The sequence below is a fragment of the Methanopyrus sp. SNP6 genome (assembly GCF_002201895.1).
Lineage (GTDB): Archaea > JAADCQ01 > Methanopyri > Methanopyrales > Methanopyraceae > Methanopyrus.
This window is the reverse complement of record NZ_CP019436.1, coordinates 279,055-305,316: the sequence shown is the minus strand read 5'-3', so window position 1 is coordinate 305,316 and position 26,262 is coordinate 279,055. Positions and strand designations below refer to the sequence as shown.

At 56.5% G+C, this 26,262-nt stretch carries 31 protein-coding genes and 1 tRNA gene; 16 read left to right on the top strand and 16 right to left on the bottom strand.

The window, feature by feature from the left end:
- Positions 1–4: 4 nt before the first annotated feature.
- The gene (locus BW921_RS01745; RefSeq protein WP_148688311.1) at positions 5–790 is read left to right on the top strand and encodes a hypothetical protein; all 786 of its coding nucleotides are present in this window, start codon (positions 5–7) and stop codon (positions 788–790) included.
- Here BW921_RS01745 and BW921_RS01740 read toward each other — a convergent pair.
- Both BW921_RS01740 and BW921_RS01735 read right to left on the bottom strand, forming a co-directional pair.
- Complete coding sequence (locus BW921_RS01740; RefSeq protein ID WP_148688310.1) at positions 727–1,626, bottom strand: hypothetical protein; 900 nt, start codon at positions 1,624–1,626, stop codon at positions 727–729. The two genes, BW921_RS01745 and BW921_RS01740, sit on opposite strands and share 64 nt — an antisense overlap.
- The gene (locus BW921_RS01735; RefSeq protein WP_168168645.1) at positions 1,539–2,471 is read right to left on the bottom strand and encodes a phosphoadenosine phosphosulfate reductase family protein; all 933 of its coding nucleotides are present in this window, start codon (positions 2,469–2,471) and stop codon (positions 1,539–1,541) included. The genes BW921_RS01740 and BW921_RS01735 overlap by 88 nt, the downstream gene beginning before the upstream one ends.
- Before the next feature lie 42 nt (positions 2,472–2,513).
- Here BW921_RS01735 and BW921_RS01730 point away from each other — a divergent pair, with 42 nt between their 5' ends.
- The 3 genes from BW921_RS01730 (at position 2,514) to BW921_RS01720 (ending at position 6,111) form a co-directional block, all read left to right on the top strand.
- The gene (locus BW921_RS01730; RefSeq protein ID WP_168168644.1) at positions 2,514–3,488 is read left to right on the top strand and encodes a phosphate ABC transporter substrate-binding protein; all 975 of its coding nucleotides are present in this window, start codon (positions 2,514–2,516) and stop codon (positions 3,486–3,488) included.
- A gap of 69 nt (positions 3,489–3,557) precedes the next feature.
- Complete coding sequence (gene pstA / locus BW921_RS01725) at positions 3,558–5,342, top strand: phosphate ABC transporter permease PstA (protein ID WP_148688307.1); 1,785 nt, start codon at positions 3,558–3,560, stop codon at positions 5,340–5,342.
- A 4-nt stretch (positions 5,343–5,346) separates the two neighbouring features.
- Positions 5,347–6,111 (top strand): phosphate ABC transporter ATP-binding protein, encoded by a 765-nt coding sequence (locus tag BW921_RS01720; RefSeq protein WP_148688306.1) that lies wholly within the window; start codon positions 5,347–5,349, stop codon positions 6,109–6,111.
- Here BW921_RS01720 and BW921_RS01715 read toward each other — a convergent pair.
- Entirely contained in the window at positions 6,108–6,479 is a 372-nt protein-coding gene (locus BW921_RS01715) for an Mth938-like domain-containing protein (RefSeq protein WP_148688305.1), read from the bottom strand. The two genes, BW921_RS01720 and BW921_RS01715, sit on opposite strands and share 4 nt — an antisense overlap.
- 52 nt (positions 6,480–6,531) lie before the next feature.
- Complete coding sequence (locus tag BW921_RS01710) at positions 6,532–7,329, bottom strand: hypothetical protein (RefSeq protein WP_148688304.1); 798 nt, start codon at positions 7,327–7,329, stop codon at positions 6,532–6,534.
- Between the two features lie 71 nt (positions 7,330–7,400).
- On the opposite strand from BW921_RS01710, the gene BW921_RS01705 reads away from it, so the two are divergent.
- From BW921_RS01705 to BW921_RS01695, 3 genes are read left to right on the top strand one after another with little or no spacing between them, the layout of a single operon-like run.
- Positions 7,401–8,009 carry a class I SAM-dependent methyltransferase gene (locus BW921_RS01705; protein ID WP_168168643.1) on the top strand — a complete coding sequence of 203 codons (609 nt, stop codon included), beginning with the start codon at positions 7,401–7,403 and terminating at the stop codon, positions 8,007–8,009.
- Entirely contained in the window at positions 7,975–8,631 is a 657-nt protein-coding gene (locus BW921_RS01700) for a B3/4 domain-containing protein (RefSeq protein ID WP_148688302.1), read from the top strand. Before BW921_RS01705 ends, BW921_RS01700 begins: the two co-directional genes overlap by 35 nt.
- 28 nt (positions 8,632–8,659) lie before the next feature.
- The gene (locus BW921_RS01695) at positions 8,660–10,165 is read left to right on the top strand and encodes an RtcB family protein (protein ID WP_148689287.1); all 1,506 of its coding nucleotides are present in this window, start codon (positions 8,660–8,662) and stop codon (positions 10,163–10,165) included.
- Here BW921_RS01695 and BW921_RS01690 read toward each other — a convergent pair.
- Together BW921_RS01690 and BW921_RS01685 are read right to left on the bottom strand one after the other, a co-directional pair.
- Positions 10,162–10,845: a histidinol phosphate phosphatase domain-containing protein gene (locus BW921_RS01690; protein WP_148688301.1), complete on the bottom strand. Its 684-nt coding sequence runs from the start codon at positions 10,843–10,845 to the stop codon at positions 10,162–10,164. The genes BW921_RS01695 and BW921_RS01690 overlap by 4 nt on opposite strands.
- Positions 10,846–10,856: 11 nt before the next feature.
- Positions 10,857–11,858 carry a TRC40/GET3/ArsA family transport-energizing ATPase gene (locus tag BW921_RS01685; protein WP_148688300.1) on the bottom strand — a complete coding sequence of 334 codons (1,002 nt, stop codon included), beginning with the start codon at positions 11,856–11,858 and terminating at the stop codon, positions 10,857–10,859.
- Between the two features lie 29 nt (positions 11,859–11,887).
- On the opposite strand from BW921_RS01685, the gene pstK reads away from it, so the two are divergent.
- Both pstK and BW921_RS01675 read left to right on the top strand, forming a co-directional pair.
- Entirely contained in the window at positions 11,888–12,655 is a 768-nt protein-coding gene (gene pstK / locus BW921_RS01680; protein ID WP_168168642.1) for an L-seryl-tRNA(Sec) kinase, read from the top strand.
- Positions 12,634–14,859, top strand: coding sequence for a DEAD/DEAH box helicase (locus BW921_RS01675; RefSeq protein WP_148688298.1), 2,226 nt, complete (start codon positions 12,634–12,636; stop codon positions 14,857–14,859). The genes pstK and BW921_RS01675 overlap by 22 nt, the downstream gene beginning before the upstream one ends.
- 55 nt (positions 14,860–14,914) lie before the next feature.
- On the opposite strand, the gene BW921_RS01670 is transcribed toward BW921_RS01675, so the two are convergent.
- The 6 genes from BW921_RS01670 to BW921_RS01650 form a co-directional block, all read right to left on the bottom strand.
- Positions 14,915–15,379, bottom strand: coding sequence for a histone-like protein (locus BW921_RS01670; RefSeq protein ID WP_168168641.1), 465 nt, complete (start codon positions 15,377–15,379; stop codon positions 14,915–14,917).
- A 118-nt stretch (positions 15,380–15,497) separates the two neighbouring features.
- Complete coding sequence (locus BW921_RS07750) at positions 15,498–15,638, bottom strand: hypothetical protein (protein WP_157665822.1); 141 nt, start codon at positions 15,636–15,638, stop codon at positions 15,498–15,500.
- The gene (locus BW921_RS01665) at positions 15,622–16,065 is read right to left on the bottom strand and encodes a DUF61 family protein (protein ID WP_148688297.1); all 444 of its coding nucleotides are present in this window, start codon (positions 16,063–16,065) and stop codon (positions 15,622–15,624) included. Before BW921_RS01665 ends, BW921_RS07750 begins: the two co-directional genes overlap by 17 nt.
- Positions 16,065–16,445 (bottom strand): DUF22 domain-containing protein, encoded by a 381-nt coding sequence (locus tag BW921_RS01660; protein WP_148688296.1) that lies wholly within the window; start codon positions 16,443–16,445, stop codon positions 16,065–16,067. The genes BW921_RS01665 and BW921_RS01660 overlap by 1 nt, the downstream gene beginning before the upstream one ends.
- Positions 16,446–16,463: 18 nt before the next feature.
- On the bottom strand, positions 16,464–17,162 hold the full coding sequence (locus BW921_RS01655; protein ID WP_088334922.1) for a V-type ATP synthase subunit D: 699 nt from the start codon (positions 17,160–17,162) through the stop codon (positions 16,464–16,466).
- 54 nt (positions 17,163–17,216) lie between these two features.
- Positions 17,217–18,638: an ATP synthase subunit B gene (locus BW921_RS01650; RefSeq protein WP_210400483.1), complete on the bottom strand. Its 1,422-nt coding sequence runs from the start codon at positions 18,636–18,638 to the stop codon at positions 17,217–17,219.
- A 25-nt stretch (positions 18,639–18,663) separates the two neighbouring features.
- On the opposite strand from BW921_RS01650, the gene cbiS reads away from it, so the two are divergent.
- The 4 genes from cbiS to BW921_RS01630 are packed head-to-tail and all read left to right on the top strand — an operon-like array spanning position 18,664 to position 21,315.
- Positions 18,664–19,737, top strand: a complete 1,074-nt coding sequence (gene cbiS, locus BW921_RS01645) for a multifunctional adenosylcobinamide hydrolase CbiS (protein ID WP_148688295.1) — start codon at positions 18,664–18,666, stop codon at positions 19,735–19,737.
- 5 nt (positions 19,738–19,742) lie between these two features.
- Entirely contained in the window at positions 19,743–20,459 is a 717-nt protein-coding gene (locus BW921_RS01640; protein ID WP_168168640.1) for an adenosylcobinamide-GDP ribazoletransferase, read from the top strand.
- Entirely contained in the window at positions 20,435–21,079 is a 645-nt protein-coding gene (locus tag BW921_RS01635) for an NTP transferase domain-containing protein (RefSeq protein ID WP_168168639.1), read from the top strand. Before BW921_RS01640 ends, BW921_RS01635 begins: the two co-directional genes overlap by 25 nt.
- Positions 21,028–21,315, top strand: coding sequence for a PRC-barrel domain-containing protein (locus BW921_RS01630; RefSeq protein ID WP_148688292.1), 288 nt, complete (start codon positions 21,028–21,030; stop codon positions 21,313–21,315). Before BW921_RS01635 ends, BW921_RS01630 begins: the two co-directional genes overlap by 52 nt.
- On the opposite strand, the gene BW921_RS01625 is transcribed toward BW921_RS01630, so the two are convergent.
- The 4 genes from BW921_RS01625 to carB all read right to left on the bottom strand — a co-directional run bounded on the left by BW921_RS01625 (position 21,316) and on the right by carB (position 24,304).
- Entirely contained in the window at positions 21,316–21,585 is a 270-nt protein-coding gene (locus tag BW921_RS01625) for a DUF2098 domain-containing protein (RefSeq protein WP_168168638.1), read from the bottom strand.
- 54 nt (positions 21,586–21,639) lie between these two features.
- Positions 21,640–21,731, bottom strand: a tRNA-Ser gene (locus BW921_RS01620).
- Positions 21,732–21,784: 53 nt separating this feature from the next.
- On the bottom strand, positions 21,785–22,660 hold the full coding sequence (locus BW921_RS01615) for a ribose-phosphate diphosphokinase (protein WP_168168637.1): 876 nt from the start codon (positions 22,658–22,660) through the stop codon (positions 21,785–21,787).
- Between the two features lie 15 nt (positions 22,661–22,675).
- Positions 22,676–24,304: a carbamoyl-phosphate synthase large subunit gene (gene carB / locus BW921_RS01610; RefSeq protein ID WP_148688289.1), complete on the bottom strand. Its 1,629-nt coding sequence runs from the start codon at positions 24,302–24,304 to the stop codon at positions 22,676–22,678.
- A 62-nt stretch (positions 24,305–24,366) separates the two neighbouring features.
- On the opposite strand from carB, the gene rpiA reads away from it, so the two are divergent.
- Genes rpiA through BW921_RS01595 form a run of 3 tightly spaced genes read left to right on the top strand, consistent with a single transcriptional unit; the run spans position 24,367 to position 26,250 of the window.
- Positions 24,367–25,005 (top strand): ribose 5-phosphate isomerase A, encoded by a 639-nt coding sequence (gene rpiA, locus BW921_RS01605; RefSeq protein WP_168168636.1) that lies wholly within the window; start codon positions 24,367–24,369, stop codon positions 25,003–25,005.
- Between the two features lie 8 nt (positions 25,006–25,013).
- A complete protein-coding gene (gene tpiA / locus BW921_RS01600) occupies positions 25,014–25,694 on the top strand; it encodes a triose-phosphate isomerase (protein WP_148688287.1) in 681 nt (226 codons plus the stop codon).
- A gap of 13 nt (positions 25,695–25,707) precedes the next feature.
- Positions 25,708–26,250, top strand: coding sequence for an SIS domain-containing protein (locus tag BW921_RS01595; RefSeq protein ID WP_148688286.1), 543 nt, complete (start codon positions 25,708–25,710; stop codon positions 26,248–26,250).
- Positions 26,251–26,262: the final 12 nt, after the last annotated feature.

Genomic DNA, 26,262 nt, shown 5'->3' with positions numbered 1-26,262 from the left:
CCGGTTGCCGATCGGGTTAACCCTCGCCCTAACCTTGGCTACAGTCGCCTCACCGGTACCGTCACCTCCGGAGATACCGCACGAGACGTTCGTCATCGAGGGCGTGATTTTGGGGATCCAAGACGATACTGTCATCGTGCGGTGCGATGATGAAGTACTCCGACTCAAAGTCGATTCCAACGTGCGTGTACGTCTTTCCGACATGATCGGACAGAGGGTCAAGTTAAAAGTCGTAGACGGGGTGGTGGTGAGTGCTACACCGCTTGCTACGCCGACGGAACGTAGACAGTCTTCCGGAAGAACCGTGACACAATCTGAGCATCTCCACGATGGCGCGGCTGCCACGGTTAAGGAACGTCCAGCGTCAGCGTACTCCACCTCGAGGTCTACAACGACCCGGGCATCACCAGAACGGACTGTCGCGAGGGGAGGCGCTTCGAACACCGGTGCGGGCGGATACGGTCGCGGAACAGCATCGATGATCACCGAACGGAAGTCCGGTAAAACCTTATCCGGGGCCAAAGGGGAAGCGTCGAGTGTGGGCGGGACTGGGACTACCGGCTCTTCCGTCAAGAAATCCGCCGAGAAAGTACGTGAGAAGACCCGCGAGCATCCTTCAGGCTCGGCCAGAGTCATGGAACGTGAAAGGCCGGAACCTGTGGTCTCGAGCTGGGGATCGGTGGCGGCGCTGATAATCGCCGTGACGTTGATAGCCACGGTGGGGTTCTACTTGTACCGACGGGGTCTCCCAGCTCGGACCCAGCTGTACCAGACGCACTCCGCGACGTGACGTCGCTCTTCAGGACTTCCCTCCAATATGATCCTGAACGACGGCCACTTTACGGATACCCGACGCCCTAATCTCCTGGCCACGGTTAACGCCTCCACGTTGACGTCCCGGACTTCGTCCATCAGCTCATCGGTAACGTCCACCCACGGGTCCAGGTGTTGAAGCGGACACCCTTCACGGCGTCCCCTACGGAGATCCCCGGTCTCCCCGACCCGCCGTACTCTCACACCTAGAAGCGTGGCGAGCTTATTCACGTCGCTCTCGTGGATACGGATCAGTGGCCGCACGATGATACGATCGTCCCCGTCGAAGTACCTCTTAGGCAACTGGACGAACTCCGGTTCGATTCCGGTTCGCCTTGATACATCCAGGACTGCACCCGCTATGGTGTCCATACCACACTCTCCCGTTGCCACAACGCTAGCCCTACTAACAGCTACCTCTAACATGATCTTCTTACATATCTTACACACAGATCTGCCCTTAGCACCTCGAAGCCTACGCTTTAACTCATCAGTTATATCAACAATATCTACCTTAATCCCGAGCATTTTAGATATTCGTTTAATTTCAATCTTTGGCGTGAACCACATCCACCTATGTGTTATATGAAGTCCTCTTACATCAGCACCAGACAGCTGTAAAACCTTCGTTGCAACAGCACTGTCCATTCCACCTGAAATTAGAACGCAAATTTTTTTACCACTGACTTTTTCCCTCAAAAGCTCCAAAAGTTTTGAGAATGACTTTAACCCCCATTTTCGCGTCCAAGATCCGAATTCGATATCTTGTTGATAGCCTTCTGTAACATCTGTTTTAAGATTTCTGGAACCCATTCCTCACACTCCCTTAACAGCTTTTTGAGGTCAGATAACGTCGGAGGTGTCATAATTTGTTCCATATCTTCCCTAGAAATGTATCCATATCGTACCATCGCTGCTAACCGAGGTGCCTCGAAGCTGTATCCATATTTCATGTAGAATAGCTTCAAGGCAAACGGTAGTACGACGCAGTTTGAAGTATAACCCGATATTTTATCAACAGTCAGTCCGAACTCCTCTTCGACGATATCTTGGCGCTCGTTTTCCGTCATTCCACACATAGCTCTAATCACAGGCGGGTCTTTAGGAACCACAGGTGACGTCCCGTGTGGTAACTCATGTCCAGTTACTATAGCGTCCACACCGAGCTCCCTAGCCCTCCGTTCGTATCTCCGCGTGATCATACGTGAGCATGGTCCACACGGTGACTCGGCCCGAGTCAGTCTCTCTTCGAACAACTTCAGGAACGGCTCTTGGTCGCCGATGATCTCCCACCTTATATCGGACCTCCTCCTAGCCAGGATTATCCTCCGCCAGGCTTCCGGGTGGAGCGCGCCGGTATCCACGGTCAGCGCTACTACTTCGTCGCAAATTCTCAAGGCTAACCCCAACGCAGCGAGGCTATCCAGACCACCTGAAACCGCCACCAGGACCTTCTCCGAGTTTTCGAGGGCCTTTCGAACTTCTTCTCGGAGCTCCCTCCTACTGGGTATGTGCCGGATCTGTCGTCGGCAGGCTCTGCACACGCCGCTTTCGTCCAGTTTTACCCCATCGACCGTCTCGGGTATACCACAGATCCGGCACTGCCGCAGAGCAAACCCCCCTTCACATTTTAGGAACTTCCGATCAGGTTCCGTCAACTTTATAATGCAATCTCTTATGGTTCAACAGGGGGTGGGACCTTGAAGAAGTACTTAATCGCGGCTGTGGTCGCGATCGCAGTCATCGTAGGAGGCGCGGCTTACTACTACTCTACAGCGGGTGCGGTGAAAACACAACTAAGGATAGGAGGATCGACGAGTTTGATGCCATTTATGATGAAGATCGCTGCTTATGTCGGTGAAGAACACCGAATGACTTGGAAGCAGCTCGGTGAACAAGTAGGTGTTCAAGGGCTACCTGACGAACCTGTGCAGTTAATGGTTTCCGACGGCGGATCCTCTGCAGGTGTTAAGGGTCTCATCGAAGGGACGTTCGATATCGCTATGGCGTCAAGACCACTAAAGCCTGAAGAAGTCCAGCAGTTGAGTGACCCTGTGATGTGTCCTGTAGTTCTGTCAGCGATTGTTCCGATTGTGAATGGGAAGACACTGGGCCAGCTAGATGACATTGACCCGAAGACGCTTAAGGACATCTATACGGGCAAGATCAAGTACTGGGATCAAGTGAGGCCAGGTTTGCCACATAAGAAGATCGTTGTAATCGGCCGTGCGAAGGGTTCAGGTACGCGGGCTACGTTCGACAAGTATCTAAACATCCAGGATTACGTTAAGGATGCGATTCTCTGTGGGTCTAACTCGGAGGTCCTGGAGAAAGTAGAGAAGACTCCGTACGCTATAGGTTACGTGGACTACGCTTACATCGTTAAGGCCAAGAAGGGCGGCAAAATACCGGGTGAGGTGAAGCCGCTGAAAGTCAACGGTATCGAGGCTAACACACAGACGATTATTACGAAGAAGTACCCGATGGTCAGAGCCGAGTACTTGATAATTGACAGGGACAACGCCTCGAAGACCGTAATCGCCCTGATCAAGTGGATCAGGAAGCCGGACATCAACAAGGAGTTCGCAGAGAAGGTTGGGTACGTCCCGGTGCCCGAGGACGCACCACTATTCTCCAAGAAGCCGTACATAGAGATCAAACCGCTAGTTAAGTAACGGGGTTGGGTGGCTACCTCTTCGACCCCCTCCCACAGATCTTTATCGAATCTCATTGGGGGACCAGTGATGCGGGAAATCGCCGCGAAGCAAGCTCAGGAGTCTGAGAACCTAATTAAGTCAGTCACCGCGTCGGCCGCCATCTCGATCGCCGCGGTGATCGGAATCTACTTGTTCCTCACGATGAACGGCGTCAAAGCCCTACAATATGACTCCGTGATCGACATACTATTCGGTACCGTCTGGAGGCCTGACAGTTGCCCTCCGCGGTTAGGATTGCTCCCGATGATAATCTCGACACTATACGTGACGCTAATAGCCGTGGTGACAGCCTTCCCGATTTCACTGCTTTGCGCGACCTATCTGGCTGAGTTTGCCCCCAAGGTTATCAGACGAACCTTACGACCCGCGATCGACATGCTGGCCGGTGTGCCTTCGGTCGTGTATGGTCTGTTCGGTATCCTAACCCTCGTCCCGTTTGCCAGGGAGTATCTCGGAGCTCCAACGGGTTACTCGGTACTCGTAGCTGGCATCATAGTTGCCGTCATGATCCTCCCTTACATGACAAGTGTGATGATGGAAGCGATGAGGGCGGTCCCGCGAGAGTACGTGGAGGCCGCGTTGGGGGTGGGGGCGACTCGATGGCAGGTGGTGAGGACGGTACTGTGGCCAGCGGCTAGGTCCGGTATCACAGCCGGAGGCATGCTGGGCACTTTGAGAGCGATGGGTGAGACCGTCGCCGTAGCGTTGGTCGCCGGTGCCGCCTTGATGATACCTACCTCACCGCTGGATCCATGTCGACCGCTTTCGGCTCATATCCTGCTTCAGGCTACCGTACTACCGGTGGGCTCGCCCGGATATTACGCGCTGTATTTCGGAGGTCTCGTGCTGATGCTGATGGTAACCGGCGTGATCGTTCTGGCGTACCATTACCGGAGGCGTACTGGTCGTGTCCGTGTCAGGAAGCGCAAATCGCATCGCGCTCGGCTAAATCCGGTGACCATGAGTAAACTGATGACCGGATTGATGGTGATGGCCGGTGCGATAGCTGCGGCCGCTCTGGTGGGGATAACAGGTTACATCTTCGCCAACGGTGTAGGGGCACTCAGCTGGAACATCCTGTTCGGCCCCATCAACATCGGGGACCCAGTCCACAGCTCGTTGTACCCCGCCCTGTTGGGAACCCTAGCGCTGATGTTCTACTCGACGGTTTTCGCGGCACTGATCGGAGTTCCGACGGCGCTCTACCTCGCGGAGTTCGCGGGCGATACGGCCTTCACCCGCGCGGTCCGGTTCGCGATCGACACCCTCGCTGGAGTCCCCTCTATCGTCTACGGACTGTTCGGTGCGATGCTCTTCGTGGTTTACATGAGGATGGGATACTCGGTCCTCGCGGGAGCGTTAACGTTGGCAGTCATGAACCTCCCAGTGATAGTGAGGACAACGGAGGAGGCCTTCAGGTCAGTACCGCGGGAGTACGTCGAGGCGGCACGAGGCATGGGTGCCTCTTGGTTCCACGTTGTCAGGGACGTGCTGCTACCGATGGCGAAGCCGGGAATCACGGCCGGAATCACACTATCGATGTGTCGAGCGGCGGAGGAGGCCGCGCCGATTATCCTGACAGCGGTTATGATAGGATTGATCAGCACTAACCCGTTCGTTCACGTTCTTCAGCCTACCGACGCGTTAGCGTTCCGCATTTATCTGATCGCCAAGGAGTACTTAATGGAGCCTGGAGCACGCGCCACGGCGTTCGCCGCGGCGACCGTTCTAGTCGCGGTGACGCTCGGACTGAACTTTTTGGCGATCTACATGAGGGATAAGTTCGAAAGGAAGATCGGTCGGCGGGGTTGAGCCAATGACGGCGTTCGAGGTACGTGATCTACGCGTGTACTACGGCGATAAGGAGGCACTAAAGGGCATCACTTTGAACATTCCAGAAAAGGAGATTACTACCATAATAGGACCATCCGGTTGCGGTAAGTCCACGTTCCTTCGTTGCCTCAATTTAATGATCAAAGAAATCCCGTACGCGCGTACGGAAGGAGAGGTGATCTTTGACGGCGAGAACGTCCTGGAGTACGAGGATGAAGCCGATATCATCGCTCACCGGCGCCGTGTTGGGACGGTATTCCAGCACCCCAACCCGTTCCCCTGGATGTCCATCTACGACAACGTCGCCTACGGACTCCGGCTAATGGGTATGGATGAAGATGAGATCGAAGACCGAGTGTACGAGGCACTAGAGAAGGCCGCGCTACTCGACCAAGTGGAAGACAGACTCGATGACCCGGCTTCAGCACTGTCCGGTGGTCAACAGCAGAGACTCTGTATCGCGAGAGCTCTAGCGATGCGTCCCGAGGTATTGCTGATGGACGAGCCTACCTCCGACCTCGATCCGATTGCGACGAGGAAAATCGAGGAGACAGTCATGGAGCTCAAGGGAGAAGTGACTATAGTATTCGTCACGCACTTGCTCCCCCAGGCGTATCGGATTGGTGACTACACCGCGTTCTTCCTACATGGCGAGCTGGTCGAGGCGAACGACACCGAAAAGTTGTTCACCGACCCTCAGGACGAACGCACGAAAGAATACATCGAGGTGGAGTTCGGACCCTCCTAGCACGTCGTGTGAATCACGGCTGCTACTTTTTTGCCCTCATCTTTGAGTTCGTTGTACCTCTCTATTGCCTCCGGAGTCGGAGCTTCCACGAGCTCTATCCCTCGCTCCTCGCAGAACTCTCGAGCCTCATCCGTGACGGACAGAACACCACTCTGACCCGTCCCTACCACGATGATCTCCGGTTCCTCGTCGCACAACTCTAGGAGTCGTCTCAACTCGTCGGCCGCCAGGTTGTGGCTAGTACCGAATTTGCTCCTTGAGAGTCCTTTCTCGCGCCGGTGAACCTTCCCTTCGGTTGTCACGTAAACATCATGATTGTATCTCTCGCCGCCATACTCTACCCATCCAAACCCTGTCCCTCCAAACATCGTGCTCCCCGTGCGAAAAATCAGTGCTTGGAGATCAAAATGTTCGCGGTCCTTACTCCCACTCCCACGTCATCGACCTCCGCTGCTTAACGAGCCACATGCCGCCGGTGGCCGCCCCTACCAGGGCGATAGCCACTAGATAGGGCGCCCATCCTGACGAGTTTTCGCTGCGCGCTTCACGCTGTAGTTCTAGATCGGACGATCCGGAACTCTTCGGCCCTTTCACCTTCATCTTCTCCTTGCTGCCCCGCTCCTTCTCCTTCTTTTCCTTTTTACCCTTGCTTTCCTCCGATTTGGACGATCCCGCCGTTTTTCCGCCCTCTGACGGTACAGTTTTCTCCCTCGCTTTCACTGTGGTGACCCAATATGTTCCCGCACCTGCCGAGCGTGACGGTGTCGATGGTGTTGATGACGATGTTGACCTAGTTTGAAGAGTCCCACTCGAAGAGGCCAAGGGTCCTGTATTGGTTGTCACCGTGGAGCCTTCCGCAGTCCTACTTGCGGTCCTGATCACGGTACTATTACCTCGCTGGTGAACTTCGACGACGGTGCCGGGGCGTAGCTGTCGGATAACTTGTTGAGGAACTTTCACTGAGATAGTCGGCTTGGGCTTGTACAGGGGTTTTAAGTATACAACTCCTTTCCTAATGTCCGCTTTCGCGACCCTGTACTTGCCCGGTTTCAAGGTCGACTCTTTCCTTTCTTTTTCTTCTTCCTTCTCCTTTTTCTCCTCCTTCTCCAGCTTCGGCGGTTTCGGTACGGGGGCTTTCTCTGAGTGGGCTGGTTGGAGCCCTACCACGGTACAGATCATCGTGGCTAGCACAGTGCACGGGAGTATTCTTTTGATCACGGCCGTTCACCCCGCGCCGCACAAGGGGGGTGTAAGAGATACGTGCTGCTGTAGAAGGAACACGGCAGAGGGTGTTTTACGAGCTACTTTCCCGAGTATACGAGCGTTCCCCCCTCTCGCTGCCGAAACGCCTTGTCAATGAGATCCTGCGAGATCTTAAAGGATGTTGTCGAGTCCTTGACGTCGGTTGCGCGACCGGTTACTTGACGCGTAAGCTCGCCGCCGTGTGTGACTGCGCCGTGGGTGTGGACATCAACAGGAAAATGGTAGAAATCTCAAAGTCTCGAAATCGGTTACCCAACGTTAAGTTCGTTCGGGCTGACGCTCATAATTTACCTTTCCCGGACGCATGTTTCGATGGCATCGTCCTTTCCGAAATACTCCAGCATCTCGATGTGATTAAGGCTCTGAAGGAAGTAGACAGGGTAGCGGCTCGTGGTTGTAGGATGACCGTGGTGTTGCCCGACCCTACGAGCCGAGCTGCCCGCGTGGCCACGAGACTGATCCACGTTCTCACCGGTAACAACGCTTGGGTATCTCCGGACACCGTGGTCGGTATCATGAGGGATATGAGCTGGAAACTCGTCCGATTTCAATCGGCCGGCAAGCGCGTTCTGATAACGATGGAGAAGCGGGGTTCGAAAAATGCGGGTCGAAGTGGATCCGGAAGTCAACGATAGGGGACTACGCTACGCGTACGTCAGAGTCGAGGGTGTCGATCCCGGGGCCGACGCTTCAGAGCTCGTAGACCGAGTCACGGCGAGGCTACGAGAACAGTTCGACTTGAACGGTTTGAAGGACGATCCGATAGTTCGCGCGTACCGGGATTACTTATGGTCGATCGACGTAGATCCTACCAAGGTTAGGCCTGCCGGAGAGGCACTGCTACGGCGCGCTCTGCGAGGTAACTTCCCGAGGATCAACGCGGTGGTCGACTACTACAACCTTGCCTCCGCCGAGTACCGTGTGCCGATCAGCTGTTTCGACGCCGATAAGCTAACGGGGGATTTGGTCATCAGGCCCGCAGAGAGTGAGGAAGTCATGGTGGATATCGCCGGAGAGCGGATGGAATTGGACGACCGTTTCGTCGTAGTCGCAGACGAGGATGGACTCGTATCCGTGTCTCCTTACCGCGATGCCCGTAGGACGGCGGTGACCGATGAAACCGAGCGTGTGCTCCTACTCGCGCACGGTGTGCCGGGGGTGGAGGTTGAACACTTAGTCGAAGCGTTGAAAACGGCCGTTCGATACTTAAGGGAGGGGGCGGAAGCTGAGTCAGCAAGTCGAATCGTAACGCCATAAAGGGGGAAGCACCGTGGCCCCGAAGTCGATGCTAAAGCATATTCGTAACAACGTCGTGTGGGAACTGCCTGAAGACTATAAGGGATGTATGAAGGTTCCAGGCCGCCTCTACGCGACGGAGAAGCTCATCGACGAAATGGAGAAAGGCGTATTCGACCAGGTCGCAAACGTGGCTTGCCTACCTGGCATTTACGGATACTCAATAGCACTTCCAGATGCCCACTACGGATACGGGTTCCCGATAGGTGGAGTTGCAGCATTCGACGTTGAAGAGGGGGTTGTAAGCCCCGGTGGCGTAGGTTACGATATCAATTGCGGTGTAAGAGTGATGAAAACTGACTTAACCGAAGACGATGTGCGACCTAAACTGAGGGAACTCTTAGAAACCATCTTCCGCAACGTACCTGCCGGCCTGGGATCGCGGCATCGTCGCGTCCGTCTGTCGACGCAGGAGCTCCGACAGGTCATGCTATACGGTGCCGAGTGGGCCGTGGAAGAAGGGTACGGGTTCGAGGAGGATCTCGACCATATCGAATCCCGTGGTAACATGACCCACGCTTACGAGACCATCGGTTGGGATGAGTACGGGCCCAGGGACGATGTTGCCAGCAAGCGTGCGATCGAGCGCGGTCGACCGCAGCTGGGCACGCTAGGTTCGGGTAACCACTTCCTCGAGGTGCAGGTCGTTGACGAGATTTACAACGAGGAAGCGGCCGAGAAGATAGGAATCCGCGAGGAGGGACAAGTTACCATCATGGTTCACACGGGTTCCCGAGGATTCGGTCATCAGGTCTGCTCCGACCATCTCAGGATCATGGAGCGGTCCATGCGTGACGTAGAGCGAAGGTTCGGTGTGAGGATCCCGGACCGTCAGCTAGCGTGCGCCGCGATGGGTACCGACGAAGCCAAGAGGTACTTCAACGCGATGAACGCCGCGGCCAACTACGCGTTCGCAAACCGTCAAATGATCTCGCACTGGACCAGAGAGTCATTCGTGGAGGTGTTCGGAGATGACTACGGCGACGCCGATGACATGGGTATCGAGGTGATCTACGACATCGCCCACAACATGGCCAAGATAGAGAAGCACCCGGTCAACGGCGAGGAGCGGTGGCTCGTGGTACACAGGAAGGGTGCCACCCGAGCCTTCTCGGAGGAGGCCCTGAAGAAGCACGGAGAGCCCGTACCGTTCGAGGGGCTGCCGCAGCCGGTACTCATCCCGGGAGACATGGGGACTGGCTCGTACATCCTGATCGGCACTGAGAAGGCGATGAAAGAGACCTGGGGCAGCACCTGTCACGGAGCGGGACGTACCATGAGCAGGGCCGCAGCGAAGCGGAAGTTCTGGGGTGAAGACGTGGCCAGGGAGCTCGAGCGTCAAGGGATCCTAGTGAAGGCCGCGAGTATGCCGGTGGTCGCGGAGGAGGCTCCTCCGGCGTATAAGGACGTCGATGAGGTGGTGCGGGCGGTCGCTGAGGCTGGAATTTCAGATCCCGTCGTGAGACTAAGGCCGATCGGTGTGGTCAAGGGCTAGCGCTTTTTCAGGATCTTTCTAGGCACCTTTTCGAGCACCCATTTCAACATTCTTTCTGGAAATCCCGCTCCCATGGCCACCGTGGCGGCTTCCTCGGGCTTCAGGAGGTCTTCCGGGAGGTGTGCATCCGTGTTCAACACTAACTCTACATCCGTTTCTAAAGCAACTCGGACCACCCATCCGTTAGCAAGGCAGTGTCCGTGTTTAGTTGTAATCTCGAGTGCAACACCATTCTCTGACGCCATTCTAGCGGTTTCTGGATCGATAAGTCCTGGGTGGGCTAACACATCGACGGCGTCACAACTGGCGGCTGCCTCGTTGGTCCCTGGCTTGACGGGCTCCGCGGGTGTCTCCCCGTGCACGAGGACCACTCTGGCACCGTTATCTCGGGCCTCCTCCGCGAGTTCCGGAATCAAGTCCGGCGGTACATGGGTCAACTCGGCTCCGGGTACGGGTTCTGTTCGGTAGTAACCTCGGAGCGCGTCGCAAGTCTCGGCGAGTCTGGACACGGTGTCCTCGAGGTTGGACGGATCGACGTGCTCCGTGAACACTAGCGCTTCGTGCTCCAGCTCTTCCGCGCGCCGTAGGAACTCGGCAGGCAGTAGCTCACCGTCGGTCAAGTAAGTGTGGGCGTGGAGTTCGTACCGGCGCTTTGGGAACCTTTTCGGCCTCCTGACCAAGGCACTGACCCTCAGGCCGGCTCACCGTACAGTATCTCAGCGACTTGACGGATCTTCTCCAGACCGCGCACCTCTTCCGCGAACATCGGAATCTGAAGTATTTCCTTGTCTCCGAAGTACTTCTCCACCAGCTCGAGACGCTTCTCTTCCATCTTACGACGAGTGCGACAGAACTCGCACTCGTCCGCTCGTTTCGGCATTACCTTGTTCACGATGACCATATCGACGGGAATCTCGTAGTGGTTAAGCGTACGTAGGGCACGGTGTGCCTCGTAAATTGCCATCTCTTCAGGTGTCATCACCAGCCGGAAGGCCGTCAGCGATGCGTCGCTTAGCGTCTCTCGTATTTCCTCTACCTCCTTCTTCATTTTCTCTAGGTTTTCCAGGATCTCGTCTTCCTCGTCCTCATCCGAGTCGGCGAACGGTATCAACGCCTTCAGCATCTTGCTGACTTGACGCAGGGTCCGTCTAACTTTGATCATCGTCTTCACCTGGCGTTCCAACGTCTCGGGTAACGAGAGGAACCTCAGAGTGTGACCCGTGGGGGCGGTATCGAACACGATCACGTCGTACGAGTCATACTTCATCAGTTCCATGAACTTCTGGAACGCCGCCGCCTCGTCGATACCCGGCGATGATTTTAGCAGTTCCTCTTGCTCTTTGAGCAGATCTTCGCCTCCGAACATATCCTCCATTCCTTTATCCTTCGACATCTCGTACACTCGCTTCATTACCTCTACATACTCTTCCGCGGCTTTCTCCGGATCGATTTCGATCGCCTTGAGTCCCTCTACACCCTCGATCTGGGTAGGTTCCGAACCGATGTCCTGATCGAAAATATCCGAAAGCGAGTGCGCCGGGTCTGTTGAGACTACTAGTACTTCCTTACCTTCCTCCTCGGATAACCACACGGCAGTGGCCGCGGCACAGGTTGTTTTTCCTACTCCTCCTTTACCGCCGAAGAAGACGTACCGCTGACCCTTCGAAAGCCCGAGTTTCTCCGAGATGCCCATCATCAGACCCCCTGGGGGAGTCACAGCGGTTGCGACTGCTGATACTCACCGGCCCGCCCGGCTCAGGTAAAACGTGTTTCGCACAGGGGCTAGCTCGGGAACTCCGGCAGGAAGGCTGGCGAGTGGCACATGTGGAGGCGGACACTCTACGCGGATTCCTATGGGACGAGTTCGACCCGAAGCTCGAGCAGGTGGCCCGGAAACTCTTTTTGAAGTCCGTTGAAACGTGTCTGGACGCTGAGCTAGACCTGGTGGTAGCGGACGATACTAATTACTATTCCAGCATGCGGCGTGAGTTGGCTCTCCTGGCTATGGAGAGGAGGGTTCCATGGGGAATAGTATACCTTCGTGTCGACCTAGACACATGCCTACGTAGGAACCGCGAGCGAGGCGAACCTATCCCGGAGGAGGTCGTTCGTAGGATCTATGAGAAGTTCGAACCACCCGAGCCGGATCGGTGGTGGGAGCGTGCGACCTTGGTTTTAGACGACTCTCGGGTTTCCGATGAAGTTCTCGAGTTCGTCGAGTCGGGTCTACGCGTCGAGAAGCCTAAAAAGAGACGTCGGCGCGCCGATGCCTCCTCCGTGAATGAAGTCGACGTGCGCACACGTCGGGTCATGGGAGAGCTGATGCGTCGTCTCTCCGAGACAGGCGCGGCTACCCAGGAACTAGGGCGCAAGCTCAGTGAACTGCGCCGTGAGATAGTATCTTCCGTGGAGGATCCGGAAAAGGCAGTCCGGGAGTTCCGGCGTCGGGCCGAGGAGGTGATCCGAGAATGCCTGAATGGAGACGGGTGAACTGGGACGTCCTGGAGTATCGTGAGTACCAGGTGTCGGTTGCAGCTGAGATTCTCGATTCAAGGGACAACACCCTGGTGGTGATACCCACTGGCCTTGGTAAGACCGCGATCGGTGTAATGGTACTCTCGGAACTCGTGGACGAAGGTCGGGCCGTGTTCTTGGCCCCCACCGTGCCGCTAGTGAATCAACACGCCCGATTCATAGAGCGAGTCACACGAGGATTGGACGTGAAAGCACTCACGGGTAAGGTGCGACCTGAACGAAGGAAAGTCGAGTGGAAGAAGTCTGACGTAATTGTTGCAACACCGCATGTAATCCGTAATGACATTATAGAAGGTAGAATTAACCCCGATGAGGCGTCCATAGTAGTATTTGATGAGGCGCATAGAGCGGTCGGAGGTTACCCATACGTGTATGTATCAAAGGAGTTTAATTGCCTGAAAGTTGGCCTTACAGCGTCACCAGGATCGGATGTGAAACGTATAAAAGAGGTAGTGCAAAACCTTGGGATAGAACGTATTATAGTTAAAACAGAGAAGGATCCAGATGTTAAAAAGTACTTAGGAAGAGTGAAAGTTGAGTGGGTTGACGTCGAACTACCGGAATGGTTCGACAACGCTAGACGGGAGCTGCAGCGAGCTTTCGAGCGCAGGTTGGAGTTGCTAGAGGACATGGGATTCCTACGATCCTCGCGTAACGCGTGGGTTGGGAAGCTGCTATCGCTCAGGGAGGAGATCAGGGAGCAGATGGCGAAGCGCCGAGAGCGCGCCAGTTGGTGCTCACGGGCTCTTGGAGTCGTAGCGGAAGCCCTTCGGATAGCTAGGGCGAGGGAGATCCTGGAAACCCAAGGAATCGGACCTTTCCTACGGTACGTCGAGCGCCTCACGGAACGCAAACGATCTAGCGGCGGTTCCTCGCTACGGAGGATACTCGGAGATCCGAACTTCCAGCGCGCCGTACGGGAGTGCAAATCGGCGTCACTCCGAGACGAACCGGATCACCCGAAACTGCCCGAAGTTGAGGAGTTAGTGGAAGACGTCGAGTCCGCTCTGGTATTCACACAGTACGTGGATACAGCCAAGCTGATCGCAGATTACCTCAAGGAGAGCGGAATGTCAGTCGTGGTGTTGCTCGGCAAGGAACACATGAAGGAGCGCGAGCAGCTGGATGCCATAGAATCGATCAGACGGAGAGAATGTCGCGTTCTCGTGTCGACGAGCGTAGGGGAGGAGGGACTGGACCTTCCGACCTGCGAGGAGGTGGTGCTGTACGAGCCGGTTCCCTCGGAGATAAGGACGATCCAGCGGATCGGACGTACTGCGAGGGATGGTGCCGTGGGTAACGCTCACGTTCTCGTCGCTAGAGGTTCTTTCCCTACTTTGGACGAGATCTACTTTCACGTAGCAAGGCGTCGTGAGAAGAAGATGTTGGAGGCAGTGATGCGCGTGCGGGAATGGTTGCGGAGGAGAAAAAGGAAGATGGCTGCTGCGAGCAAAAACCCAGAAAAGTTGCGTTCGAGGGCGAGGACGCTCGATCAATTCGTGGGCGGTGGTCGTAGCAAACATGAACGCGATGAAGTACGTCCACCGAGCAGGGCTCCCGTCATCGTAGTGGATTCGCGTGAGATCAACACCAAGGTTGTGGAACACCTCAGGAGAAAGCCCGTGATCCTCGAGAGAGACACGTTAGAGCTAGCTGACTACATTGTAGGTGAGGGCGTCGGAGTAGAGCGCAAGTCTGAATCCGATTTCGCCCGGTCTCTCCTGGACGGTAGGTTAATGGATCAGGCTCAAGAGATGGCCCGAGAGTTTGACCGTGCCGTAATTATCGTGGAGGGGAACCCGAGGAAGGAGATCGAGCCGGAGTCCGTTGATGGAGCGCTGGCGACGCTCGCCGTCGATTTCGGAATCTCCGTGCTTCAGTCTTCGGGACCGGAGGAAACCGCGGAGCTGCTCTATCGGATGGCTAGAAGGTTCGAAGAGCGACAGAGGCCGAGGCCACGGAAGCGTAGATCGACCGAGGATCTCCGGGTTGAGATGTTGTCGTGTGTCCCAGGAGTTGGACCGGAGCTGGCTCGGAGACTGTTGGACGAGTTCGGATCCATAGGTGACGTCGTGAACGCTAGTCCATCTGAGCTGAAACGCGTCAAAGGGATAGGAGAACGGAAGGCCAGGGAAATACGGCGTTTCTTTTGGGGATAAGCCACAGCGCGAATCGTTCAAGTTCTTATAACAATTCGGTCGGGGGAAGAAAGGCTTAGAATTTCCCACCTTTGGGCATAGAGTATGTGATGGCCTTTTCGACGTCTTCTCCCTGCACGGTCTTCCTGCCGTCTTCGTCCGCGTACTCAGCGGCCGTCTCACCCAGCTCCTCCGTGGCACGGCAGATCAACTTGTTGTACAGGTCGACGGCGTCCGAACTAGCTCTCTCAATCCCAGCTCGCTTTAGGATGCGGCGCACCGTCGCTCGGCCGAACAGCTCACCGTCGTAGTCCTCCACATCTTCCACCATGAGGACGTCGGCCAGCGCCTTCAGGTGCTCCTCCATCAGCGTCTTCTTACCGGAGGCATCTAATACAGACTTAGCCGCGTTGGCTACGTACTCCGCCATTGCTGGGACGAAGTCGTAGATGGTCTCCTTCGCATCCTGGCTCAGGCGTCTCTCACCAATACCCTGCCGGAAGATCCTTTCGATGGCAGCCTTGGGTAACTCCACGGCCATACGGTTCTCCCCCATATGACGTTAGTACATGCAGTGGCAATAGCTTCCGGGGAGGAGGTCATCTTTAGGTTTTAGGTGTTGTAGGGCGACCTTCCGGCGACTCCAGTTTCGAAAGAGTTTAACGGGTTACGGTTCCGGAGTGCCCTGTCAGTACCAGTATCACGAATACCGTAAAACCCACGATTAGGGTTACCGTTGCCACGATAGGGGCAACTCGAACGAGAGCCACCATCAACCTCCGCTTATCTTCTTCTCTCAACTTTCGGCCTCCCCACGATATGCTCGGAGCTGAACATGTACTGGGTAGCTGTAGGGAATTCGCGGCGGAGCTTTCGAACTTCGAACATGTTCAGCTCCACTCGATCTTGGGAAAACCGCCACTCCTCACCGAGCACCTCACACACTACCCGAACTTCCGCCTTACCACGGATCACCGCTGCTCCCGAGTATCCAAGCTCGATGAGTATCGGGAGCTTGAGGCGGCCGTGAAGATACCGTGGTAATACGTCGGCGAGGCGTTCCAGCTCATCCCGGTCAAAGTAGTGCTTGGTACCGTCCCGGTTAACAACGTGCGGTCTCTCTTCCCTCAACAGCTCTTCAAGGGTCTTACGACGTCGAGGTAGGTGTCGGTTGATTCGGAGTATTTCCTTGATCACGTACCTGTCGAGGCGCGACTCGCCGCGCATCACTCTTCACCTTTCAACTCGATCAGTATGAGCACTCCCAGCACGTCACCCTTACGAATTCGACCGTGTCTTACGGCGACGAAGTACACTTGTTCCACCTTCCGACCCAGTTCCATCATTTTGGGAAACTCCTCGGCTACGGCTAGAACGTGGCCGTAGGGATTCCGGGCGTACGGTGACAGTAGTACCATTGTATGAGGTGGAATTTCAATCGGTTCTACCTTAATAATGACGTCCTCACCTTCTTCGACGGTCACATCCTCGGCCGCTATCAGTGGCTTAAACCGCCCCTCGAACGTATCGGTTTTGAAGTCGTATGGCTCGCGGCGCCGGCGGACACGTTCAGTGACTTTCCTCTTGGCGACGCTGACGAAGACCATTCTCTACTCACCCACACCTCACTCGAAGGATGGGAATTCGATCTCTTCTTCGACGACCTGCTCGAGTTCCTCTCTCAACTTCTTCCGTTCGATCAAGTCCTTCACACGCTTCAGCCGTACGAAGTTCTCCCTCTCCTGCTCGTCGAGTTTCATCTCGATGTACTTCTCGGTGTTCTCGAGGCGCGGGATGACTATATGTTCTAACGCGTTCACCCTGCGCTTAGTGCGTTCGATTTCCTCGGCCATGAGACGTAGGGTTTCCTCGATTTCGGCCAGCTCCAGCACGGCGTCGATAGCCTCCGTGAAGGCTCGCATCGCCTCATCGAGTGCGCCGGACGTGTCGGCGAAGCCATAGACAACCTTCGAACCGCCATCTTCGCTTACGCGCTCGATGATCGGTACAACTACACCCATCACGTTCCTTGATCCTATATCTACCTTGATCTCCTCGCCTGTGGCCATAGAGGCGCGCTCCACTCCGATCTCACCTAAGGTCACCTTGGAAGCAGCCAACTTGCTGTACGCCTCCATCAACTTCTCGACGGCTCGCTCCCTGATCTCGGAGGCGCGTTTCACCATCTCGAAGAACTCCATGATGAGGGCGTCTCGCTTCTCCTTGAGTAGCTTGTGGCCCTTCTTCGCCAGTTCGATTCTGTCCTGGAGTTTCAGTAATTCCATCCTGGTAGGATTGACGTCCTCTAGGATCTCCTGAGTCACGGGTATCCCCCACCTAGGTGGGTTTGAGTGGAAATGTGGCGGGGGATCCTTACACTACTCTCCCTGTTCCTCCTTCTCCTGCCTGTACTTCGGGTGGTACTTCTCGATCAGCTCATCGCTGACTCTTTTGAGCTCACGCTCCGGTAGGATCGCCAGTAGCTCCCATCCCAGGTCGAGAGTTTCTTCGATACTCCGGTTCTCATCGCGGCCTTGCTTCACGAACCGCTGCTCGAACTCGTCCGCGAACTTCAGGAACTTGCGGTCCCGCTCCGTCAGCGCCTCTTCACCTACTACCGCTACTAGGTCGCGCAGGTCGCGACCCTCGGCGTACGCCGCGTACAGTTGGTTGGAGAGATCCGGGTGATCCTCGCGCGTCTTACCCTTACCGATACCTTCATCCATAAGACGCGACAGCGAGGGTAGCACGTCGATCGGTGGGTAGATACCGCGCCGGTGTAAGTCTCTACTGAGGACTATCTGGCCCTCGGTGATGTATCCCGTTAGGTCCGGAATCGGATGCGTGATGTCGTCGTGAGGCATAGTGAGGATCGGCATCTGAGTGATAGAACCCTTCCGACCACGGATGCATCCGGCTCTCTCGTAGATGGTCGCTAAGTCCGTGTACATGTACCCTGGGTAGCCACGCCGGCCCGGAACTTCCTCACGAGCCGCCGAAATCTCACGCAGGGCCTCACAGTAGTTCGTCATGTCCGTCAGGATCACCAGAACGTGCATGTCGTTCTCGAATGCCAGATATTCGGCTATCGTCAGTGCGATGCGTGGGGTAATGATTCGCTCCATCGACGGGTCGTCGGCTAGGTTGAGGATGAGCACGGCACGGTCCAGGGCACCGGTCTCCTCGAACTCTCGCCTGAAGAACGCAGCCTCCTCGTGCGTGATACCCATAGCCGCGAACACTACAGCGAACTCCTCCTCTTCACCTGGAACGGTTGCCTGGCGTGCGATCTGAGCCGCTAACTCGTTATGCGGAAGACCGGAGCCAGAGAAGATCGGAAGCTTCTGACCGCGTACTAGGGTGTTCATACCGTCAATAGCCGAGATACCCGTTTGAATGAAGTCGCTCGGGTACTTCCTGGCGGCCGGGTTGATCGGAGCCCCGTGGATGTCGAGCTCGTTCTCCGGCACTATCTCGGGACCGCCGTCAATGGGTTCACCACGGCCGTTTAGGATGCGTCCCAGTAGGTCGGTCGACACAGGGGTCCTCAGCGTCTCTCCCGTGAACCTGACCTTCGTCGAGGTGGCGTCGAGACCCGAAGTACCTTCGAAGACTTGCACGACGGCGGCGTCCTTACGGGCTTCCAGAACTTGACCTCGTCGGACTTCACCGGTGGGAGTCTCCACTTCGACTACTTCACCGTACTTCGCGCCTTCGACGCCCTCGACTACCATCAGTGGTCCGGAGACTTCAGATATGGTTGTGTACTCCTTACCAGCCGGCCTCTTAGTCTCGGCCACGGTATCACTCCCTGGGGGAGTGTTTGTGGAGTTCTTTCACGTGATCAAGGACGAGCGGGCGGTAGTGCTCGAGTTCGAGAGCCCCGTGAAATACGTTTCGAGCGCATTCTACTCGGACGGTGTGGGAGAGGTGAAGTGGGTGGCCAACATCCGGGTCGAGAAAGGCTGGTCGCACGATGATCCTTGGGGTTACATTGAGGAGAGACTTCATGAACTGGGACTCGAACCCGAGGACACGCTGGCGTTCCTGACGGCCGCCGACGTCGAGCAAGCCGCTATGGTTCAAAAGGGTGACGTCTTCGCCGTCGCGACCGCCGGGTTCGGTAACGCCTACTGCTCTAAGACTAAAGAGCACGACTTAGGAGGACCAGGGACCGTGAACGTGGTCGTCGTGGTAGGGCGACCCCTGACCACACGCTCCCTGGTCGAGGCCCTGGCGTGGGCTGTGGAGGCGAAATGCCATGGGGTCCTGCGCATAGTTCTAGGTAACGAAGGACCTTGCTTAGGGACGACTACGGACTCCGTCGCCGTCTTGTGTCCACAGGGAGACGAGCTGGACTCTTTCTGTGGACCCGCGACGGAGCTCGGTCGGCGCCTGATGAGCGCGGTCGAGGAAGCTGTGGTCACCGCGGGGGAGCGCACGGGTTATTCCCCGACACGCTCGATAAAAACGATCCTTGAAGAGGAAGGGATCGAACTGGATGACCTCGTTGAGGCCGGCCGGGAGTTGTTTGTAAGTGAGTGGGAGGAGGAATACGCTTCCAGAGTCCTAGAGGAACTCGAGCGGGGTCTGGAGAATCCGAACGTGGCTCTGGCCGTGTTCACGGCGTTACTCGTCGACAGATTTGTGAGACTAGGCTCTTACCCGAAGGAGTGCGGTGAATTGCAGGAGGATCCGGGTTGGATTTACTTCGATGAGGTCCTAGGCCAGTTCGTGGCTATGGAGTTGGGGGGCTACGGGGCGCTGTTCAATTTCAAACGGTACGACGAGGAGAAGCCCGGGATCCTGAAGGAAGTCGACGAGAGATGGGTTATGCTGGACGACGTCCTCGCAGGTCTAATCGCCGGTGCCATGACCGTCGCGTTCCGCCCGGGGTGATTCGGATGGAGTTCCTGAAAGTTTTCAGGTTCCTGACCGTCCTCCCGATCGGCGAACACCCGAAAAGTCCGCGTGAGATCGGTGAGCAAGCATGGTTGGGGCTTCCCGCGGTCGGGCTCGTTAGTGGGTTGCTGGCAGGAATCGTGGCGTGGGCCTTCGTCGGGACTCCGGTTAGAGGTTGCTTGGTGGTCTTGACACTGCTCGCGCTTGAGGGGGCGCAGCACTTCGATGGCATCGTAGATGTGGGTGACGCGCTGATGGCGGGCGTAACCTCCAAAGAAGGTACCGCGAAGGCGATGCGTGATCCGAGAGTGGGAGTGGGAGGCTTAGCGGTGGGGTCTATGACACTCTTCTTGGCAGTCACGTCGTTCGGGTGGGTACCTTTCGAGGTGTTGGTACCCATCGAAGTGTTCTCACGTTTCACCGTGCTCTCGATAGCGGCGGTTGGTGAGCCCGCGCCTACTAGCTACTCCGGTAGGGTGTTCACGGAGTACGTGGACGCTGAGCAGGTTCTGTTGGGGGGGCTTCTGTCAACGGTCGTGTCATTGCCGTTTTCACCCGTAGCCACCCTAACATGTGCGGTCTGCTCGGCGGTTGTCGCTTGGGCCTGTCTGGAGGCAGCACGCCGTACCGTAAGAGGCGTGAACGGTGATTTCTTGGGTGCATCGATATGGGCGTCACGGGTCCTGAACGCCGTTTGCCTAAGCTCCCTGCCCTGGTGATGGCCGGCGGCCGGGCGAAGCGCATGGGTGGAGTGGAGAAGCCGGCCGTAGAAGTTGCGGGTAAACCGCTGCTAGTGTGGGTGCTCGAGGCACTTCAGGATTGCTCTTGCGTGAAGGAGATCATTGTGGCGGTATCGCGGGACGCGAGGGTTACCCGATCCATCGCGAAGCGTTCGGGAACCGAGGTCGTAATCACCCCGGGACGCGGGTACATCCATGACTTAAGGTTCGCACTAGAGAACGTAGGGACGCCGGCACTGACAGTTACCGCGGATTTGCCGTGTCTAGCCGCGGACATCGTGGACTTTGTTATCGCCGTGTGGGCAGCCGTTCCGGAGCCTTCGCTCTCTGTCTGGGTTCCACAAAGCTTGATCGTGAAGGCCGGATTGAGCCTATGGCGGAGATTTGAGTCAATTGTGGGGAACGTCCGGGCAGTGGTCGTAGGATTAAATGTAGTAGGAGACCTGCGGAAAACCGATGAGTTCAAACTCTTGCTGGACGAGCCACGGTTGGCTTACAACGTCAACACGTGGCACGATCTCCGGAAGGTGGAAGGGGTGCTTCGGAGTTGCCCGAGAGAGGAGCAGGCCCGGGGGCTTCAGGTGCTAAAAACGAGATGAGGGTTTCGGAACTGCTGCAGCGACACGTGATCACCAACCGCGGTCACGACTTAGGTATCGTCATGGAGGTGGAGTTGGCCTGGAAAGATAAGTGCATCAAAGCGTTGCTAGTGCAGCCGTCGAAGGAATACGCTCAGCAGGTGAAGGCCGACGTCGTGGAGGTTCCGTGGAGCTCCGTGCTGGCGGTGGGCAAGTACGTTTTAGTGGACGAGTCGAAAATCCGACCGAGAAGGTAGTCAACCACCTCCTTCGCAAACCCGCTCGTCGACGTGTTCGAACGCTTCCTTGAGTTCCTTAATCCTCTCCACGACTTCCTCGATGTCGGCCTTTTCCTTCTCCTTCGACTCCTTCTTTTCCACCTTCTCGACGTAGTCCTCGTGGTAGTACAGTCCCGTTGAGTCGAGCTGAATCCACCGACCATCCTCACGCTCCTTAACATCGACCACTTTACCCACCGTTCCGGTCCGCACGTATCGGGCATGGTCTCCGACCTGTAGTTCGGTCAACGGGCGTCCCCCTCGTCGCCGTAGATCGTTATTGGTTTTATAACGATTTCGGATTGGCGCCGGGGCCGGGATTTGAACCCGGGCGGCCCGTTACGGGCCACGGGATTAGCAGTCCCGCGCCTTAGACCGGGCTCGGCCGCCCCGGCGCTTCTCCCACTGTGCAAGTATGAAGCTGGGTTTTAAGTATTTCTCCCGGGCCTCACCCGATGAGATTCTCAACAGCCTCGGCTACCGGTGGGGCCGCACTCACTTTCTCGAACGGGTTTGGGACGGTGTCGGTGGCTATGATATCCTCGAATCCCGAAGCCAAAAGCCTAGTGGCGGCGTTCCTGGTGAGGAGCGCATGGGTGCACGCAGCGTAGAGTGTTCCGGCACCTTGATCGAGAAGCGCTCGGGCGGCTTCGATCATGGTCCCTCCGGTGTCGATCATATCATCGACCAGTACCACCGTCCGCCCGTCGACGTCCAGCTCCTTTGGATAAATCTCGACCTTATCCCCACTAAGCCGCTTCTTCTCCAGATGATCGTATTCTGCATCACATACCGAGGCGACTTCGCGAGCCAGTTCTCGGGCCCCTTCGTCCGGTCCGATGACTACGAGATCTTCTCCCTCGAACCTTTTTGCCAGGTACTTGCCCAGCTCCTTAGCCGCGCTGACGTTTTCGGCAGGTACATCAAAGTATTCCAGCGTGTCCGGCTCGTGGAGGTCGACGGTTATCAGAGCGTCAGCGTTCGCGGACACTGCCTTAGCGACGGCGCGGAACGAGATGGGCTCTCCGGGTTCGAATCTACGATCTTGTCTGGAATATGCCAGGTAAGGGACGACGGCGATTACTTCCTCGGCCCCGCTCTCCCGAGCAGCGTCGAGAGTGATTATAGCCTTCACAAGGTTCTCGTCCTGGGGTGGGCTCATCGAGTGTACGACGACGACCGTCCCGTCGAGCTCCGGAGGGATCCTTACAATCTGCTCACCGTCGGGGAACCTGTCCTCCTCGACCGGCGCCAGCTCCGTGTCGAGCTCCTCTGCGAGACGCCGACCCAGCTTGACGCCTTCCGACGTGACGAGGACTATCAACACTTCTCTCCCCCATCATCCTCCATAGCGAGTTAACTCTTCGGGTTTCATCTCGCAAGGTGTCCAATCACCCTTGTGGATGTCCTGAAGGCAGTTGACGGTGATTCCCTCCTCTTTCACCAGTTCTATCGCCTCAACAGTCGCCTTTGCTGCCGCGATCGTAGTGATGTATGGAACCTTGAACTTCACAGCCGCCCGACGGATGGCGTACCCATCGCGGCGAGCGTCCTTCCCTTTCGTCGGGGTGTTGATAATCAGGTCGATTTCACCTTCGCGGATGAGATCGACTATGTTTGGACTACCTTCCGATACTTTCCTCACCACTTCGCACTCGATCCCGTGCTCGCGCAGGTGCGATGCGGTACCACGAGTCGCGAGCAGATCGAACCCTAACCGATGGAGCTTTCGAGCGATCGAGACGATGTCGGGCTTGTCCCGGTCGGCAACCGATATGACTGCAGTACCTTCGAGAGGAAGCTCGTGTCCTGCCGCTAGTTGAGCCTTCCAGTAGGCGGCACCGAACGTCTTGTCGATCCCCATAACCTCCCCCGTAGCCTTCATCTCGGGACCCAACACAGGATCCACTCCTGGCCACTTCTCGAAGGAGAATACGGCCTCTTTGACGGCTACAATTCCGGGATCACCGTCCGGAGGCTCTATTCCCATCTCGTCCAAGATCTCAGGGATCTCATATCCGAGGATGGCTTTGGTTCCGATTTTGGCGAGCGGTACCCCAACAGCCTTGCTGATGAAAGGCACCGTTCGACTGGCGCGCGGGTTGGCTTCGATAACGTAAACCTCGTCCTCTTCAGGATCGTAGACGAACTGGATGTTAATAAGCCCTATCACGTTAGCTTCCTCGGAGATGTCCTCAGCGTACTCGAGGATGGTTTCCTGCGCGTGCTCCGGGAGCGTCTGTGGTGGTACGACACAGGCGGAGTCACCGGAGTGCACACCAGCCTCCTCAATGTGCTCCATGATCCCGGGGATGAGCACGTTCCCAGCCTCATCCCGTGCACCGTCGATCTCACACTCTATGCCACCCTCGATGAACCGATCTATCAAGATCGGGTGCTCTGGGGATACCTTGGCGGCCTCCTCGATGTACCTACGGAGGTCCTCCTCATCGTACACTATCTCCATGGCTCGGCCACCTATCACGTACGATGGGCGCACAAGGACCGGATAACCGATGTCTTCCGCTATCTCAACGGCTTCTTCTGGGTCGTTGGCGGTTCCGCTCTCGGGCTGCGGGATACCGAGCTTCTTCAGGAGCTTCGAGAACCTGTCCCGATCCTCGAGTCGGTCGACGTCGTCGGGATCGGTGCCGAGAACACGGACACCACGTTCCGCGAGTGGCACGGTTAGGTTGACAGAAGTTTGTCCCCCGAACTGCGTCAGTACGCCGACGGGTCGTTCCTTTTCGATGACGTTCAACACGTCTTCGAGTGTTATCGGCTCGAAGTACAGTTTGTCAGAGGTATCGTAGTCCGTGGAAACCGTTTCCGGGTTGTTGTTCACTATGATCGCCTTGTAGCCCTCTTCCTGGATCGCCCACACGGCGTGAACTGTGCAATAGTCGAATTCGATACCCTGCCCGATGCGGTTGGGCCCCGCGCCTATCACGAGGATTTTATCGGGCATCGCCCAAGTACCCGCGCGTGAGGGCCCACGCGCCGGATTAAGAAATCCTCGGGGGTTCGGTTTTGAGCGGCAAACGGGATGCGGCCAGGAAAGCCGCAGAAGAAGTCTGCCGACGCGGGTTCGAGGTGATCGGGGTCGGTGCCGGCACCACAATCGAGGCTTTCCTCGAAGAGCTGGTGAAGAGAGGAGCCGACGTACTGGTGTTCACCACGATACCCGGGACGATCGATGCTTGTCGCCGCATCGGACTGAACGTGACTACAATACCGCCCGAAGAGCTCCCAGTCGCTATCGACGGGGCTGACGCCGTGGATCCCGATGGTAACCTGCTGAAAGGAGGAGGGGCCTGCCACTCGTTGGAGAAGGCGATAGATTACACCGCTGACGAATTCTGGGTCGTCGTGGACGAGTCGAAGATAGTCGAGAACCTCTGGGAGCTTCCGGTACCCGTGGAGGTACTTCGCGATTGCTACGAGTTAACAGTTCGGGCGCTGGAGAAGTTCGGTGAGGTCAGACCGAGAACGTGTGATGGAAAATACGGGCCCGTGGTTTCGGACTCGGGCAACCCCATCGTCGACCTGCACGTGGATGACTGGGATCCCGCCAAGCTAGAACGCGAGTTGAACTCCGTCCCCGGCGTAGTTGAATGCGGCGTATTCCCCGGGGACAAGGTAGATAGGATCATCGTCGGGAGGTCGTAGGGGGTGAGATGTTGCGTGTACCTTCCGTTATCGTGAATTTCAAGGCGTACTCGGAGGCGATCGGTGAGAACGCACTACGACTGGCTCGAGTAGCCGCTGAAGTGTCGGAAGAAACCGGAGTCGAGGTCGGGATCTGTCCTCCTCACGTCGACTTGCGCGACGTGGTTAGGGAGGTGGGCGGTGAAGTCACAGTCCTAGCGCAGGCGGTTGACGCAGCTGAGCCCGGCGGGAGGACTGGGCATGTAACTCCCGAGATGGTGGTTGAAGCAGGCGCCGATGGGACGCTTCTGAACCATTCAGAACGTCGGATGCTGCTGGAGGATCTTAAGGACGTCTGCCGCGCGTGCATGAACGAGGGTCTCATCACGATCGTCTGTGCGAGCGACGCGCTCGCTGCCCGTGCGGCTGGGGCTCTCTCGCCCCACGCGGTGGCCGTGGAACCGCCGGAGCTCATCGGTACTGGGACCCCGGTGTCGAAGGCTGACCCCGAAGTAGTTGAACGATCGGTCGAGGTCGTAAAGGAGGTCTCGGAGGAGACGGCCGTATTGTGCGGGGCCGGGATCACTGACAGATCCGATGTGCGTGCCGCCCTGGAATTGGGTGCTGATGGCGTCTTGGTAGCTTCTGGAGTAGTGTTAGCGGACGACCCTAAGGAGGCGCTATTAGACCTCATCTCCGGCTTAGAGTAGGGGATGATGGGAGTTGGATCGTATACGTAAAATCATGCAGAGGGAGGCTGAAGTAATAGAGTATGCGTATAATAATCTACCCGAAGAAGATGTTAAGAAAGCTTTGGATCTAGTTGTGGAGAAGATACGGAATGACAATGGCATATTCATCGTAGGGATGGGTAGAACTGGGCTCATCGGTGAGTGCTTCGCCGTCAGGCTCGTGCAGATGGGTGCCCGGTGCTACGTGGTCGGTCACAGCACGGAGCGGGCGATAAAATCCGATGATCTCCTCATCGCACTGAGCGTTTCTGGCAACACTGCGTTCGTCAATTACGCGGCGAATGTGGCGAAGGATGAAGGTGCAGATGTGCTTGCAGTAACTATGAATGCGGACTCGAAAATAGCTGAAAAGGCGGATGTTGTAGTCGTCCTTCCGGAACCAGAAGAGATAATTCTTCGCACATTCTCGGAGATGTTAATGTTATCGTTCTTGGACGGATTTGCGGCTCAGCTCGCTGAGGAATTAGGAGTTGATGAATCAGATATGTGGGAACGGCACGCTAAAATACAATAAAAGATTAGGGGC